Annotated in this window: 18 protein-coding genes; 3 read left to right on the top strand and 15 right to left on the bottom strand. The window is 62.7% G+C overall.

All coding sequences use genetic code 11. The annotated features are described in order from the left end of the window. Position 1: 1 nt before the first annotated feature. The gene (locus MAXJ12_RS27380) at positions 2-2,890 is read left to right on the top strand and encodes an EAL domain-containing protein (protein WP_008839362.1); all 2,889 of its coding nucleotides are present in this window, start codon (positions 2-4) and stop codon (positions 2,888-2,890) included. Here the strand turns inward: MAXJ12_RS27380 and MAXJ12_RS27375 are convergent. Further along, positions 2,881-3,489, bottom strand: coding sequence for a YqgE/AlgH family protein (locus MAXJ12_RS27375; RefSeq protein WP_008839361.1), 609 nt, complete (start codon positions 3,487-3,489; stop codon positions 2,881-2,883). The genes MAXJ12_RS27380 and MAXJ12_RS27375 overlap by 10 nt on opposite strands. Positions 3,490-3,636: 147 nt before the next feature. On the opposite strand from MAXJ12_RS27375, the gene MAXJ12_RS27370 reads away from it, so the two are divergent. Beyond that, on the top strand, positions 3,637-4,440 hold the full coding sequence (locus MAXJ12_RS27370; RefSeq protein WP_008839360.1) for a protein-disulfide reductase DsbD domain-containing protein: 804 nt from the start codon (positions 3,637-3,639) through the stop codon (positions 4,438-4,440). Positions 4,441-4,513: 73 nt separating this feature from the next. Then, complete coding sequence (locus tag MAXJ12_RS27365; protein ID WP_008839359.1) at positions 4,514-4,996, top strand: peroxiredoxin; 483 nt, start codon at positions 4,514-4,516, stop codon at positions 4,994-4,996. A 186-nt stretch (positions 4,997-5,182) separates the two neighbouring features. Here MAXJ12_RS27365 and rnhA read toward each other — a convergent pair whose 3' ends face one another. The 14 genes from rnhA to MAXJ12_RS27300 all read right to left on the bottom strand — a co-directional run. Next, a complete protein-coding gene (gene rnhA, locus MAXJ12_RS27360; protein ID WP_008839358.1) occupies positions 5,183-5,704 on the bottom strand; it encodes a ribonuclease HI in 522 nt (173 codons plus the stop codon). Further along, entirely contained in the window at positions 5,701-6,663 is a 963-nt protein-coding gene (locus MAXJ12_RS27355; RefSeq protein WP_008839357.1) for a homoserine kinase, read from the bottom strand. Before MAXJ12_RS27355 ends, rnhA begins: the two co-directional genes overlap by 4 nt. After that, a complete protein-coding gene (gene ispH, locus MAXJ12_RS27350; RefSeq protein ID WP_008839356.1) occupies positions 6,663-7,673 on the bottom strand; it encodes a 4-hydroxy-3-methylbut-2-enyl diphosphate reductase in 1,011 nt (336 codons plus the stop codon). Before ispH ends, MAXJ12_RS27355 begins: the two co-directional genes overlap by 1 nt. Before the next feature lie 91 nt (positions 7,674-7,764). After that, positions 7,765-8,160, bottom strand: coding sequence for a DUF5615 family PIN-like protein (locus MAXJ12_RS27345; protein ID WP_008839355.1), 396 nt, complete (start codon positions 8,158-8,160; stop codon positions 7,765-7,767). After that, on the bottom strand, positions 8,157-8,870 hold the full coding sequence (locus MAXJ12_RS27340; RefSeq protein ID WP_008839354.1) for a DUF433 domain-containing protein: 714 nt from the start codon (positions 8,868-8,870) through the stop codon (positions 8,157-8,159). The genes MAXJ12_RS27345 and MAXJ12_RS27340 overlap by 4 nt, the downstream gene beginning before the upstream one ends. A gap of 114 nt (positions 8,871-8,984) precedes the next feature. After that, complete coding sequence (locus MAXJ12_RS27335) at positions 8,985-9,725, bottom strand: SURF1 family protein (RefSeq protein WP_008839353.1); 741 nt, start codon at positions 9,723-9,725, stop codon at positions 8,985-8,987. After that, complete coding sequence (locus tag MAXJ12_RS27330; protein WP_008839352.1) at positions 9,722-10,108, bottom strand: DUF983 domain-containing protein; 387 nt, start codon at positions 10,106-10,108, stop codon at positions 9,722-9,724. Before MAXJ12_RS27330 ends, MAXJ12_RS27335 begins: the two co-directional genes overlap by 4 nt. Before the next feature lie 3 nt (positions 10,109-10,111). Further along, complete coding sequence (locus MAXJ12_RS37850; protein WP_157999671.1) at positions 10,112-10,261, bottom strand: hypothetical protein; 150 nt, start codon at positions 10,259-10,261, stop codon at positions 10,112-10,114. Between the two features lie 352 nt (positions 10,262-10,613). Further along, positions 10,614-11,168 carry a hypothetical protein gene (locus tag MAXJ12_RS27325; RefSeq protein WP_008839351.1) on the bottom strand — a complete coding sequence of 185 codons (555 nt, stop codon included), beginning with the start codon at positions 11,166-11,168 and terminating at the stop codon, positions 10,614-10,616. Between the two features lie 418 nt (positions 11,169-11,586). Then, positions 11,587-12,471 (bottom strand): cytochrome c oxidase subunit 3, encoded by an 885-nt coding sequence (locus MAXJ12_RS27320; RefSeq protein WP_008839350.1) that lies wholly within the window; start codon positions 12,469-12,471, stop codon positions 11,587-11,589. A gap of 1 nt (position 12,472) precedes the next feature. Next, the gene (locus MAXJ12_RS27315) at positions 12,473-13,102 is read right to left on the bottom strand and encodes a cytochrome c oxidase assembly protein (protein WP_008839349.1); all 630 of its coding nucleotides are present in this window, start codon (positions 13,100-13,102) and stop codon (positions 12,473-12,475) included. Between the two features lie 7 nt (positions 13,103-13,109). Further along, positions 13,110-13,268 (bottom strand): hypothetical protein, encoded by a 159-nt coding sequence (locus MAXJ12_RS38330; RefSeq protein WP_008839348.1) that lies wholly within the window; start codon positions 13,266-13,268, stop codon positions 13,110-13,112. Between the two features lie 3 nt (positions 13,269-13,271). Continuing rightward, the gene (locus tag MAXJ12_RS27305) at positions 13,272-14,216 is read right to left on the bottom strand and encodes a heme o synthase (protein WP_008839347.1); all 945 of its coding nucleotides are present in this window, start codon (positions 14,214-14,216) and stop codon (positions 13,272-13,274) included. Between the two features lie 72 nt (positions 14,217-14,288). Beyond that, on the bottom strand, positions 14,289-15,426 hold a 1,138-nt coding region (locus MAXJ12_RS27300), incomplete at its 5' end, for a cbb3-type cytochrome c oxidase subunit I (RefSeq protein ID WP_008839346.1).

Raw genomic sequence — 15,426 nt, 5'->3', positions numbered from 1 at the left:
TTTGGCGAATTTCTTCAGGAGCGGCGCATTGCTGGTGTTTGCCGTTGCGGCATTGGCGGTGCTGTTCGCCCTCTCTCCCGCTTCGGCGATCGAGCCGATCAAGATCGCGCGCGACGACATCGCGCTCGATCTGTCCGGCGCGGTCGAGATCTATCGGAATCAGGGCGAGAATTTCCAGGTTTCGACAGCGCCCGGGCCTGACGGCATTGTGCGGCGCATCGAAGTCGAGGCGAATGACGAACGCTCGACCGGCGACTGGGCGGTGTTCGCGCTCGCCAACACCACCGACCAGCAGCTCGACAGGCTGATCGTCGCGCCGCATTTCCGGCTGGTCGATTCGGGCATGTTCTGGCCCGATCTCGGCTCCAGCCGCATCGCCGCCATCACCCCCAGCGAGGGTTTCGCGCTAGACCGGCAGGCCAGCCCCGACGCCGACGTGTTCCAGATCACGCTCGATCCCGGCGCGGTGGTGACGTTCATCGCCGAACTCGCCTCGCCCAAGCTGCCGCAGGTCTACCTGTGGGAACCTGAAGCCTACAAGGACACGGTCAATTCCTATACGCTGTTCCGCGGCATCGTCATCGGCATCGCCGGGCTCCTGGCGCTGTTCCTGACCATCCTTTTCGTGGTCAAGGGCACCTCCATGTTTCCGGCGACGGCGGCGCTATCATGGGCGGTGCTGGCCTATATCAGCGTCGATTTCGGCTTCCTCAACAAGGTCATCGAGGTTTCGCCAGGCAACGAGCAGATCTGGCGCGCCGGCGCCGAGATCGGCCTGGCCGCGACTTTCGTGGTGTTCCTGTTCGCCTATCTCAACCTCAACCGCTGGCATGGACATTTCAGCTACGGCGCGTTCGTCTGGATCTTTGGCCTGCTCCTGATGGCCGGCGTGGCGATCATTGACCCCGCCGTGGCGGCGGGAATTGCGCGGCTGTCCTTCGCAGCGACCGCGCTGACTGGGCTCGGTCTCGTCGTCTTCCTCGGATTCCAAGGCTATGACCGCGCCATCATGCTGGTGCCGAGCTGGGTCATGGTGCTGACCTGGCTCACCGCCTCATGGATGACCGTCACCGGCATGCTCGACAACGACATCGTCCAGCCGGCGCTGGGCGGCGGACTTATCCTGATCATCCTGCTGATCGGCTTCACCGTCATCCAGCACGCCTTCGCCGGCGGGGCGCTGCATCAGGGTCTGTTCAGCGACCTGGAGCGGCAGGCGCTCGCCGTCTCCGGCTCGGGCGATGTCGTCTGGGACTGGGACGTGCTGCGCGACCGTGTGGTGACGCGGCCCGATGTCAGCATCCAGCTCGGCCTGACACCGAACAGCCTCGGCGGCCCTGCCCGCAACTGGCTGCCGGTCCTGCACGCCGATGATCGCGACAGCTTCCGCACCACGCTCGACGTTGTATTGGAGCACCGGCGCGGACGCGTGGCGCAGAATTTCCGGTTGCGCGGCGCCGACGGCCATTATCACTGGTTTTCGCTCCGCGCCCGACCCGTCGTCGGGTCCGACGGCGAGGTCATCCGCTGCGTCGGCACGCTGGTTGACGTGACCGAGCAGAAGAAATCCGAAGAACGCCTGCTGCACGACGCCGTGCACGACAATCTGACCGGCCTGCCCAACCGCGAGCTTTTCATGAACCGGCTAGAGGCGGTCATCTCGATCGCCAAGACGGAAGAGAAGGTCCGCCCGACCGTATTCGTGATCGACATAGACCGCTTCAAGCAGGTCAATGAAGGCTTGGGCATTTCGGCTGGCGACACCATCCTCCTGACCATAGCGCGCCGCCTGCACCGGCTTCTCAAGCCCATGGATTCGCTGTCGCGGTTTGCCGGAGACCAGTTTGCGCTGATGCTTCTTTCGGAGCAGGACCCCGCCCGCATCGCCGCCGTCGCTGAAAGCATCAAGCAGGCGATCCGCACTCCGATCAACTTCGCCAAGCGCGAGATCGTGCTCACCGCGTCCATCGGCCTCATCACCTGGACGTCGGCGCAGGCTTCGGCCGAGGACATGGTCAAGGACGCCGAGCTTGCGATGCATCAAGCCAAGCGCTTCGGCGGCGACAGGATCGAGCCGTTCCGTCCCGCCTTCCGCTCGGTCGGCACTGATCGCCTGCAGCTCGAATCCGACCTGCACCGGGCTGTCGAGCGCCGCGAATTCACCCTCGCCTACCAGCCGATCGTGCGCCTGGAGGACCGGTCGGTGGCCGGCTTCGAGGCGCTTCTGCGCTGGGAGCATCCGCGCCGCGGCTCGATCCCGCCATCCGACTTCATTCCCGTAGCGGAAAGCTGCGGGCTGATCGTCCAGCTCGGCCTGTTCGCCATGCAGCGCGCCGCCGATGATCTGGCGGGATGGCAGAAGCAGATCGGCGATGCGCCGCTCTCCGTGTCGGTCAATCTATCCAGCCGGCAGCTCATCCGCCGCGACCTCGTCAGCGACGTGCGCTCGGTGATCGCGCGGGCGAATCTGAAGGCGCGCTGCTTCCGGCTCGAACTGACCGAATCCCTGATCATGGACAATCCGGAGCAGAGCGCGCACGTCCTGTCGAAGCTGAAGAAGCTCGGCATCGGGCTGTCGCTCGACGATTTCGGCACCGGTTACTCATCGCTCGCCTATCTGACACGCTTCCCATTCGATACGATCAAGATCGACAGAAGCTTCATCGACGATGCCTCGCCCAAGCGGGCCGTCCTGCTTAGATCGATGATCAGCATGGGGCATGAGCTCGGCATGTCGGTGGTGGCCGAAGGCGTCGCCGACGAGAGCGACGCGCTGGAACTGCGCCAGATGGGCTGCGAATATGTGCAGAGCTACATGTTCGGCGCGCCGATCCCAGCCGATGCCGTTCTAAAGATGCTGAAAGAGCAGTACCCGCTCGCTCAGGCGTGACCCGCGGTCACGCTGAGATGGGCGAGGTCGACGCCGATCGACGCCAGGATGCGATCGTATTTCCGGTCCATATCGCTGTCGAACAGGAATTCGGGAATGGCCGGGCAGGTCAGCCAGCCATTGTCGGCGATTTCCCGCTCGAGTTGCCCCGCACCCCAGCCGGAATAGCCGAGCGCCATCAGAGCGCGGCGGGGGCCGCGGCCGAGCGAAATGGCGCGCAATATGTCGACCGTTGCCGTCAGGCAGATGTCGCCCGAAACCGGCAGCGAGGAATCCACCTTGTAGTCGCCCGTATGCAGCACGAAACCGCGGCTGCGATCGACCGGGCCGCCATTGCGAATGACGAAGTCGCGCGCCGGGGGCGGAAGGCGGATCGCCTCCTGCTCGTCCAAAATTCCGAGTTGCACCAGCAGATCGGGAAACAGCATCTGCTGCGCCTGGTTGATGATCAGGCCCATGGCGCCTTCATCGCTGTGCGCGCAGACATAGATCACCGAGCGCGTGAACCGGTCGTCCTTCATGCCGGGCATGGCAATCAGGAACTGGTCGTCGAGAAACCCGCGCTTTGCCGCGGTTTTTTTCTGCCGCAGTAGGTCCATACCGCAAACCTATCGCGTTTCCGGCGCGGTTGAAAGATAGGTCCAGGCTCAAGTGCGGCCGAATTGGGCCGCTCTGTCACAAAAAAATGACTCCTGGTGGCAAGGTTGCCAGTTGCCAAAGCCTGATCAAGCGCTCAAATCGGCCACATGCGAAACATCGCCCTCGCCTTCCTTGCGCTTCTGTTGGGAGCAAATCCGTCCTCGGCGCTGGCCTCGTCGTCGGACTGGTTCGAGACGCAGGGCGGGCGCATCCGTCTGATAACAGCGGGACAGCCCGACGAGGCCGGGCGGCTAAAGGGCATGCTGGAGGTCGATCTCCTGCCCGGCTGGAAGACCTATTGGCGCGATCCGGGCGACGCCGGCGTGCCACCGCAGATCGACGTTTCGGCAAGCGAGAACATCGCGTCGGCCGAATTCGCCTTTCCAGCGCCCGAACGCCATGATGACGGCAGCTTCAAATGGGCGGGCTACGACGAGCCGGTCGCCCTGCCGATTATTTTCACGCTGAAATCACCTGCGGAAGCAGCGCTCATCGAGGCCGATGTGTTTCTCGGGGTGTGCGAAACCATCTGCATTCCGGCGCAGACCAGGCTGACGCTTGACCCCGCACGAGATGCTGAAAATCCGGAGGATACGGCAGCCGTCGAGGCGGCATTCGCCGCCCTGCCCGCGCCGGCAAAGCCGGAGTTCGGCGTGAGTTCCGCCCGCGAGGAAGGCTCGAAACTCATTGTCGAGGCCAAGGTCCCCGGCGATCCGGCCTCCGCGGAATTTTTCCTTGCTGGCGCCGATGGCTATGCGTTCGGCACGCCGGAGCGGGTGGAAAAGGAAGGGAAGACCTTGTTTTCGCTGGAAATACTCGCCCGCCCCGACAGCGTGCCCGCAGGCGACGGGCTGCACTACACGCTTGTCACCGACGCCGGCGCGGTCGGCGGGCGCATACCCTTCATGTGATCGCCGGCACATTGCCGTCGGCGCGATAGTCGGGTAGTGCTCCGGCCTCCATATTCATGACCAGGGAAGAGCGATGACCATCTCAATCGGTGAAAAGCTGCCGCAGGCGACCTTCAAGACCATGACCGCCGACGGCGCCAAAAACATCACCACCGACGAGATCTTCGCCGGCAAGAGGGTGGTGCTTTTCGGGGTTCCCGGCGCGTTTACACCCACCTGCAGCAACGATCACCTGCCCGGCTATCTTGAAAACCACGACGCAATCCTGGGGCGCGGCGTCGACACGATCGCGGTCGTTGCAGTCAACGACGCTTTTGTGATGGGCGCATGGGCGCGCTTCAGCGGCGGGGAAGGCAAGCTGCTTTTTCTGGCCGACGGCAATGGCGATTTCGTCCGCGCGGCCGGCCTCGATGCCGATATGAGCGCCGGCGGTCTGGGTGTGCGCGCAAGGCGCTTCTCGATGATCGTCGAAGACGGCAAGGTCACGGTTCTCAACCTTGAGAGCAAGCCAGGAGCCGTGGACACCGGCGCTGCAAGGATTTTGGAACAGCTATAGCCGATCCCTCGGATGTGGACAAAATCCGCATCGCAGCCGGGATCAACAGCCAAATTATTCAATAATCGGAACGGCTTGGCGCTTATCCCGCCCCGCTGAGGGTCGGAATTTGTTCACAAATCCTTCCGCGCGCCGAGCCACGACTGTTTCCGGCTAAAAAAGCCCGGAAAACCAGCCGTTCCCGCTCTATCGCCGGGTTGGCTTGGCGACCCTTCGAGGAGTGATTGGAGATGTCGCGGATGCCGGCTCGGCGAACGGGTTTTTCTTCTTCGGCTTGAACGGCGCCATGCCCATCCGGGCGAGTTCGTCGGCACGTTCATTTTCGGGGTGGCCGGCATGGCCGCGCACCCAGTGCCAAGTAACCTTGTGGCGCTTGCGCGCCTCGTCGAGCGCCTGCCATAGCTCGGCATTCTTCACCGGCTGCTTGGCTGCCGTCCTCCAGCCATTGCGCTTCCAGCCGTCGATCCAGCCCGAGATGCCGTCCTTGACGTAATTGCTGTCGGTGTAGAGGTCGACCGCGCAGGGCTCCTTCAGCGCGCCCAACGCCGAGATCGCCGCCATCAGTTCCATGCGGTTGTTGGTCGTATTGGCCTCGCCGCCCGACAGTTCCTTGGTGACGCCGTTGAAGCGCAGGATCGCGCCCCAGCCGCCCGGACCGGGATTGCCCGAGCAGGCTCCGTCGGTAAAAACTTCCACGCTTTTTGTCATCTCAGTCCGTATTCCGAAGGCGATTTGATCCGCCGGTGAAAACGCAGCCGGCGGATATATTCCATGGGGTCGCGCTTCTGCACCAGCGCGCCGTCGGGGATAGTGAGCCAGTCATAGAGCCGGGTCAGCATGAAGCGCAGCGCCGAACCGCGTGCCAGGATCGGCAGCGCTTCCTTTTCGGCCGAAGTCAACGGCCGCACCGACTGGTAGCCGGCCAGCAGCGCCGTGCCCTTGGTCAGGTTGAAGGAAAAATCCTTCTCGAAGCACCAGGCGTTGAGGCAGGTCGCCACGTCGTAGGCATAAAAATCGTTGCAGGCGAAATAGAAGTCGATCAGCCCGGACAGTTTCTCGCCGAGGAAGAACACATTGTCGGGAAAGAGGTCGGCATGGATGACGCCGGCCGGCAGGTCCTTTGGCCATTTCTCGCCGAGTTCGGCGAAATCCGCATCCACTTCAGCGGCAAGGCCAGGCTCGACCTCGTCGGCGCGGGCGTGCGAGCCGTCCCACAATTTGCGCCAGCCGTCGATCTGCAGCGCATTGGGGCGCGACAGCGGAAAATCCGCTCCGGCAAGATGCATGCCGGCCAGCGCCTTGCCGACTTCGCGGCAGTGGGCGGCGGTCGGGCGGCGCATCCACATGCCCTCGAGGAAGGTTATCAGCGCCGCCGTGCGGCCGGCGAGCGTGCCGGTGACGCTGCCGTCGCTCCGGTGCACCGGCAGCGGGCAGGATATGCCCTTCCGCGCCAGGTGCTCCATCAGCCCGAGGAAGAACGGCAGGTCCGATTTGTCGACGCGCTTTTCATAGAGCGTCAGGATATAGGCGCCGCTCGTCGTGTGGAGCAGAAAGTTGGAGTTTTCCGAACCTTCGGCGATGCCCTTGTAGGACAGAAGCCGGCCGACGGAGTATTCCGCCAGGAACGCTTCAAGCTCGCTCTCGGAAACGTCGGTGTAGACCGCCATCACGCGGTCCCGTTGACGAAAGCCATGTCCGCCGCCGTCAGTTCGACGTCACGCAAGGCGCTCATGACCGGGAAGTTCTCCGTTTCGGTCGCCGTCACCGCAAGCTCGACCGAAACGTCGAAGCGGGCGCGGAAGGCGTCGATGATCTCGTCGACGATGATCTCCGGCGCCGATGCTCCCGCCGAGAGACCCAGCGTCGATATCTCGCCGATCTCTTCCCACGGAATTTCGGAGGCGCGCTGCACGAGAAGCGACATTTTCGCGCCGGCGCGTTCCGCCACCTCGACAAGCCGCCGGGAATTGGAGGAGTTCGGCGCGCCGACGATCAGGAAGAGATCGGCGCCGGGCGCGGTTTCCTTCACCGCCTCCTGGCGGTTGGTGGTGGCGTAGCAGATCGATTCGGCAGACGGCGCCATCATCTGCGGAAAACGCTCCTGCAGCGCCCGGACGATGCCCGCAGTGTCCTCGACCGACAGCGTGGTCTGCGTGACGAAGCCCAAGGCCGAGGGGTCCCGCGGAACGAAACCCTGCACGTCGGCGTCGGTCTCGATCAGCGTCACCGAGCCTTCCGGCAACTGACCCATCGTGCCGATCACCTCCGGGTGACCGGCATGGCCGATCAGGAGCACGTGGCGGCCGAGGCGCTGGTGGCGCATTGCCTGCTTGTGCACCTTGGAGACCAGCGGACAGGTCGCATCGAGATAGAAGAGCTGCCGCGCCTGTGCGTCGGCCGGCACCGATTTCGGCACGCCATGGGCGGAAAACACCACCGGGCAATGCCTGTGATCCGGCGGAATCTCGTCGAGCTCCTCGATGAACACCGCGCCGAGATTCTGCAGGCCCTCGACGACATAGCGGTTGTGTACGATCTCATGGCGGACGTAGACCGGCGCGCCGTATTTCTTCAGCGCCAGGACCACGATCTGGATGGCGCGGTCGACGCCCGCGCAAAATCCGCGCGGCTGGCAGAGCCTGATGGTCAGCGGCGATTTGACGGATGTCTTCAGCATGGTGTTCCGGTGCTCGGCATGGCGTCGAAATGAGGTCTGCCACCCATCCCTGTCAAGGGCGGCGCATCGTCACTTTCTCGAACCGGATGGCTTATTTAAGCTGTTCAAGCTTGGTGCTCTTCATTGGGAGCAGGAACATAGCGCCGCCAGCTACGAGTCCGGATTGGGCTTCTATTGCACCCCACAGCGCCAAGATGCGCTCCATCTGTTTGATGAGCGGAGCTTTGTATAGGCCCTTTGACAAAAAGAAACCGACGAGCCGGGACTTCCGAAATGCCGCGTATTCGACACGATTGCGGGTGATCCGCCGATCGCCCGAGATGACGATCCATAGTCCCTCAGCACTAAGCTCCTCAATCCACTCACGATCGCTGACACCCGGACCGAAACGGGCACGCAGGTGGACCACTTCATGGTCTCCGTTGAAAAGTGCGTGCAGCGCCTTTGCCAGCGCAGGAGGGAGGTTTTCGTCTATCAGGACCTTCACGCGGTCCCAAGCGTGCTTTCGAAGCGTATTGCGTCCCTCACGGCCGCCAGTGAGACCTCGAAAAGTCGTGCGACCCGCTCCTGACTTCCTTCGGCCTCGACAGCTTGCGCGAGAACGATCGTTGGGACTCCCGAGTCGGCAGCGATAGGCTGCCCAAACGAACGGTGTGGATCGACCACGATCGAATTCTTGCCATTGAAAGGACGCCAGCGGGCAACGGCATCTGCCTCAATGTCGAGATCTTTGAAGGTTCGTTCGATTACTTGACCAAAGACATATTGCCGGCGCTTGAGGTCGAGCATTTCCTTTTCATCGGCGGCCTGGCTGGCGCTTTCCAAAAAGACGGTTTTTCCATCGGTACGAAATCTTCGCGTCGAGAATGGATGATCGTCTTCGACCAATTCACGAGCGAAATCCAAGCAATTGCGAATTGCGAGGAGGCCAACTCCTGCTTCCGTGAAGGCTTTTACAAAACGCAATTCGATGAGGTCACGAAAGCCGAGTTCGAACTGATCTTCGTGATTAGCGGGCCACTGTGTCTTCCAGAGCGGCGGGCTTGTGTATGTTTGCCCTCCACGACGATAGCTGTAACCTTTCATCCACCGGGAGATGTTGATAGCAGGCGTGCGAAGGAGGCGAGCGGCCTCCTGTATCGTGTAGGAGCCAACTCCAAACAGGTCTGCATTGCGCAGTATGTCTGTTGTCGCCATAGTCGCACTATCCATTTTCCAGTTGTAAGCGCAAGTTGTCTCGTAGCACACCAGATCGGCATTTGCGTGGTGGATAACATGCCGCTGGCTGCGGCGCAGACGTTTGCCTTGCCGTCACCCCGCCTTTCGCCGCCCCCAAAGCCACACTCCAACCACGCCGGTGAGCGCGAGGGCCAGGCCGAACCAGGTGACCGCATATTGCAGGTGGCTGTTGGGCAGGCGGACGATGGTGACGCCGCCGACCGGCAGGCCGCCCGGGTTGGGCGCGGCGTTGGCATCGACAAAGAAGGGGAGCACCTCGGCGTCGGCCGGTAAATCCGCGCTTTTCGCCATCGCCCCCAGATCCTTCCAGTGGAATACGCCGGCGGCGGGGTCGTTGTCGGGCACGAGCGACGACGGCTTTTGCGACGGTGCGCTGCGCGCCAGGCCTTGCACGGCCGTCTCGCCTTGAACCTGGCCCTCCGCGCGCGTTGAAGCGTCCTTGCGGTCATAGGGAACAAATCCGCGATTGACGAAGACGAAGCGACGATCGGCCATTTGCAGCGGGGTATAAACATACCAGCCGGACCGGCCGCCATGGGTGGCCAGGAAGAAACTTTCCCCGGAATGGACGAACTGCCCCCGAATTTCCACCGGCCAATAATCGACGTCGCCGCCCGCACGGGCAAGCCGTTCGATTTCATCGAGGGGTTTCGGCGCGGAAGCGATGCGCTGGTCGATGTCGGCGATCAGCGCCTCTTTCCACTGGAGCCGCTGCACCTGCCAGACGCCAAGCGACACGAGCGTGGCGAAGCCGAAGGCAGCAACCGCCAGCAGCAGAACTACCGACCAGCGTGAATCGGCCCGCTGCGTCACTCCCTGCCCTCCAGCCGCCCTTCGGCGGCCTTGTTGCGGTATTGCAGCGTGATCAGGACGCCCTTGGCGATGCGAAGTCCGGCGAGGCTGAGCACGATCGTAAGCGGAATCCAGAGCATGAAGTGCAGCCAGAGCGGCGGGTTTACCGAAACTTCCATCCACAGCGCCAGCCCGACGACGATGAAGCCGATGATGAGGATGACGAAGACGGCCGGCCCGTCGCCAGCGTCGGCGAAAGAATTGTCCAGGCCGCAATTGCCGCAGCGCGGCGCAACCGTCAGGAAGCCGGAGAACAGCCGGCCTTCGCCGCAGTGCGGGCAGCGGCCCTTGATGCCGGCCGCGATCGGCTCGACGGGAGGCCAGATCGCCTTATCGTCATTCATCGTCTAATCTCGATCGGCGCGCCGTTGGGAACCATTTCCCATATCTCGGCCATCCTCGTTCGTTACGGCAATACAGCCATTTGTCCAGTCGAACATCTGGATCAGCCATGCACACCAGCCATAGCCGTTGCGCTGGCCGTGGGTCGTGATCATGCCGCCGGCGCCGACGGCGGACTTGCGCGGAGCTTCCTTGTCGGCTTCGCTGGGATAGGGGTAGTGTCCCGGTTTGAATTTCAGCTCCCGACCCGTTCGGGACGCCCGGGGATGGGAGAGTGACCGCAGAATCCTGGGCAGCGGTCGTTTCGAGCCATTGGAGAACCCATTCGAGCATGCAGAACCGCGCGGCCTGCAGGGTAGATCGAACGGGCGCGACATTCGGCGAAGCGCCCGCTCTGCTCTTGAATTGGCTCGACGGGCTTCCCCATGCCCAAACTCCAGCCCGTCTATTTCAGCCGGCCGCAAGGTCGGCTTTTTCTTTACACCGTCTGCAGATCAGCCGGCGGATTTACCGGGTGAAGACGACGATGTCGCCACCGCTCAGCACTTCAACAGCGACCACGTCGGTGACAGCGATGTTGGCATTCTGAAGGGCGTTATTCAGGACCTCATTGTTGTTGATGGCGTCCCGCAGCACGTTGATGTCGACATCGTTCCTGTTGAGCGCATTGTTCAGGGCCTGGACATTGTTCCCCGACAGGACATTGTTTGCATCCACCACGTCGACAACGTTCACGTTCTCAAGAGCTTCGACATTCTGCACCTGCGCACTGACGTTGTTCAGCGCCGACACGAGATTGCCGAAGTTCGCCTGACCTGCCGCCTGACGGCCTTGTTGGTCACCTGCAACCTGGCCACGGCCGACGTTCTGGTTCTGGCCTCGTTGGTTTGCCGCCGAATCTCCGCCCCTGCCGGTGACGCCTTTTGCGGCTTTTCCTGCAGCACCTGAGGCTCTTTCCGAGGCCGCTCCCGCCACGCCTTCTGGCTGAGCGAAACTCGGGCCCGCGAGTCCAAGTCCGAAAACCATGGCGATTGCTGAGTAGGCTATGAGTTTTCTGGGCATTTTACTTCTCCATTATATTAGCTCATGCTCATGAGCTGTGGGGCCCGCAAAAAGGTCTCGCCCCCGAATGGTTGCTAAAAATGCCTTCAACTGATGTAACAGTCTGTAATTGACCGTGAGTGCGCATTTCTGAAGAGAATGTTGCTCCAAACGACTAACTTTAGCCGCGACGCCAAAGCAACGCGGCGAGGACGGCGGCTAAGGCTGAAAGATGCTGACGCATGGCCGGATCATCCCTAGAGCCAATCTATTCCGATCGAATCGGAATGGGGCTCTAATTTTTAGTTGCCGCATGATCTTATCCGAAAAAGTCTGCAACTTTTTGCTTCGCTGACCTTCGGTTCGGGATCATGCTCTAGCGCCGAAAAAGAGAAGGCGGCCGCGTCGCCGCGGCCGCCCCCCAAGCTTGTCGATGCACTCAATGGCCGTGGGCGATGGTGCCTCCCATCGAGCCCCAGACATAGATCGAGGCGAACAGGAACAGCCAGACCACGTCGACGAAGTGCCAGTACCAGGCGGCGGCCTCGAAGCCGAAATGCTGCTGCGGCGTGAAGTCGCCCCGCATCGCGCGCAGCAGGCAGACCAACAGGAAGATGGTGCCGACCAGCACGTGGAAGCCGTGGAAGCCGGTCGCCATGAAGAAGGTTGCGCCGTAGATCGAATCCGAGAAGGAGAACGGCGCATGCATGTACTCGTAGGCCTGCACCATCGAGAACAGAACGCCGAGCGCCACCGTGAGGATCAGGCCGTTGACAAGGCCCTTGCGGTCATCGTGCAGGAGCGCGTGGTGGGCCCAGGTCACCGTCGTTCCCGACAGCAGCAGGATCACTGTGTTGTAGAGCGGCAGGTGGAAGGGATCGAGCACCTCGATGCCCTGCGGCGGCCACACGCCGCCGGTATATTCAGTGCGCGCGACCTGCGCGGCCTCGCCGGGGAACAGGCTGGCGTCGAAGAAGGCCCAGAACCAGGCGACGAAGAACATCACCTCGGAGGCGATGAACATGATCATGCCGTAGCGCAGGTGCAGCGAGACGACCCGCGTATGGTGGCCCTCATGCGCTTCCTTGATGGTGTCCGACCACCAGCCGAACATCGTGTAGAGCACGACGGCGAGGCCGATGAAGAACAGCCACGGATTGGCGATGTTGACGCCGAAGATCGGGAAATCGCCGCCCTTCAGATACTGCATCCAGGCGACGCCGCCGATTGCCATGATCAGCGCGCCGATCGAGCCGAGGAACGGCCACGGGCTCGGATCGATGATGTGATAGTCGTGTTGCGGTTTAGCGTGCGCGTCTGCCATGTCAGCCCCCGGCTTTTCCGTCGGTATTGTCGTTTGTCGTTTCGGTCTGAACCTGCGGCGCAGCGGCCACCGGCTTTTCCCCTTCGACGGGGAAGAATGTGTAGGACAGCGTAATCGTCTTGACGTTCCTGAGTTCCGGCACGTCGACGATGTCGGGATCGACGTAGAACACGACAGGCATGTCCAGCGTCTCGCCGGGCTTCAGCGGCGTGTCGGTGAAGCAGAAGCACTCGACCTTGTTGAAGTAGGCGCCGGCCATTTCGGGCGTGACGTTGAAGGTGGCGCGGCCGGACGTGGCGCGGCCGGACAGGTTCTTCGCGGTATAGTGGACCTGCGTCGTCTCGCCGATCTTCATCGTCACGTTCCGCGCGACGGGCTTGAAATCCCATGGCACGCTCGATGTGTTGGCGTCGAAGCGCACGGTGATCTCGCGGTCGAGAACGCGGTCGGAATATTGCTCGACGCGCTGCGTGGTGCCGCCATAGCCGGTCATCTGGCAGAACATCGCGTAAAGCGGCACGGCGGCGTAGGACATGCCGATCATGCCGCCGAAGAAAGCGAGGCAAACGCCGGCGACGACCTTGTTGGACCGCTGCGCTCCCCGCTCGACTGTTTCCTTTGTGCCGCTCATGCCATCCTCACAGCGGCCGGTCGAGAATGGCCGGGCCGAACTTGGCGATGGTGGCGAAATAGAAAAGCACCACCAGCACGGCGAGCGCCACGCCGATCGCGATCGAGCGGCTGCGCCGGGCGCGTTTCTGCTTTTCGGTCATCGTGACCAAGTCGTCGTCCTTCATGGCTCAGGCTCCCGGCAAGACCAAGGCGCGCGCGAGCACGCTGTCGGCCAGGTAGGCTGCGAAGATGCCGAAGAGATAGAGCAGCGAATAAGCGAACATAGCCTTGGCGGGCTTCATGGCGCGGTCGCCGTCGGGCATGGCGAGCACGTTCCAGGCGTACCAGATGAAACCGGCGCCGAGCGCGGCCGCGACAAGGCCGTAACCGGCCGAGGTGAAGCCGAACAACCAGGGCAGGACGCCGACGGGCGCGACCAGCAGCGTATAGGCGAAGATCTGGCGGCGGGTCGAGGCTTCACCGGCGACGTTCGGCATCATCGGGATGCCGGCGCGGCCATAATCCTCGCATTTGAACAGCGCCAGCGCCCAGAAATGCGGCGGCGTCCACAGGAAGATGATGAGGAACAGGATGACGCTTTCGAGGCCGACCGACCCGGTGGCGGCGGCCCAGCCGATCATCGGCGGAAACGCGCCGGCGGCCCCGCCGATGACGATGTTCTGCGGCGTCGAGCGCTTCAGCCACATCGTGTAGACGACCACGTAGAAGAAGATGGTGAAGGCCAGAAGCGCCGCCGACAGCCAGTTTACCAGTACGCCGAGGGTGAGCACCGAAAGTACGGAAAGGACGAGGCCGAAGGCCAGTGCCTCGCCCGGCCGCACGCGCCCCGAAGGCACGGGCCGGTTGGCGGTGCGCGTCATCACGGCGTCGATGTCGGCGTCATACCACATGTTGAGGGCGCCAGAGGCGCCGGCGCCGATGGCGATGGCGAGGATCGCAATGACTGCCAGCAGCGGATTGAGCATCACCGGCGCCGCGACCAGGCCGACAAAGGCCGTGAAGACCACGAGCGACATCACGCGCGGCTTCAACAGCGCGACATAGTCGGCCGCCGTCGCTTCCGAAATCCGGAAGCTGGCGTCGTCCAGTCTGTTGTCTTCAACCAGCGCCATTGGCACTCAAGTCCATTCATTCCGTTTGCCGCAAACCGCCCGCCAGGAGCCGGCGGTTTCGGTATAGGCCGCCTACTTGATCCGCGGCAGTTGTTCCCACTGGTGGAACGGCGGCGGCGAAGAAAGCTGCCATTCCAGCGTCGTTGCGCCCTCGCCCCACGGATTTGCCCCGGCGAGGCGCTTCTTCGAGAAGGCCTCGAAGACGCCGTAGAGGAACACGAAGACGCCGAAGAAGGAGAGATAGGAGCCGTAGGACGACACAAGGTTCCAGCCGGCGAAGGCGTCGGGATAGTCGATGTAGCGGCGCGGCATGCCGGCGAGGCCGAGGAAATGCTGCGGGAAGAACACCAGGTTCACGCCGATGAACGTGATCCAGAAGTGCGAGCGGGCGATGAACGGCGAATACATGTAGCCGGTCATCTTCGGGAACCAGTAGTACCAGCCCGCGAAGATCGCGAACACGGCGCCCAGCGACAGAACGTAATGGAAGTGCGCGACCACGTAGTAGGTGTCGTGCATGGAGCGGTCGAGGCCGGCATTGGCGAGCTGCACGCCGGTAACGCCGCCGACCGTGAACAGGAAGATGAAGCCGATCGCCCACAGCATCGGGGTACGCATGGAGATCGAGCCGCCCCACATCGTGGCGATCCAGGAGAAGATCTTCACGCCGGTCGGCACCGCGATGACCATGGTCGCGAACACGAAGTAGCGCTGCGTGTCGAGCGACAGGCCGGTCGTGTACATGTGGTGGGCCCAGACCACGAAGCCGACCGCGCCGATCGCCACCATGGCGTAGGCCATGCCGAGATAGCCGAAGATGGGCTTGCGCGAGAAGGTCGAGACGATGTGGCTGACGATGCCGAAGCCAGGCAGGATCAGGATGTAGACCTCGGGGTGACCGAAGAACCAGAACAGGTGCTGGAACAGGATCGGGTCGCCGCCGCCTTCGGGCGCGAAGAACGCGGTGCCGAAATTGCGGTCGGTGAGCAGCATGGTGATGGCGCCGGCCAGAACCGGCAGCGACAGCAGCAGGAGGAAGGCGGTGATCAGCACCGACCAGGCGAACAGCGGCATCTTGTGCAGCGTCATGCCCGGCGCGCGCATGTTGAAGATGGTGGTGATGAAGTTGATCGCGCCGAGGATCGAGGATGCGCCGGCTATGTGAAGCGAAAGGATGGCCAGGTCCATGGCCGGCCCTGGCTGGCCGGAT

This window comes from Mesorhizobium alhagi CCNWXJ12-2 (genome assembly GCF_000236565.1).
Lineage (GTDB): Bacteria > Pseudomonadota > Alphaproteobacteria > Rhizobiales > Rhizobiaceae > Allomesorhizobium > Allomesorhizobium alhagi.
Note: the sequence above shows the minus strand (reverse complement) of the source record. Positions and strands in the feature narration are given on the sequence as shown.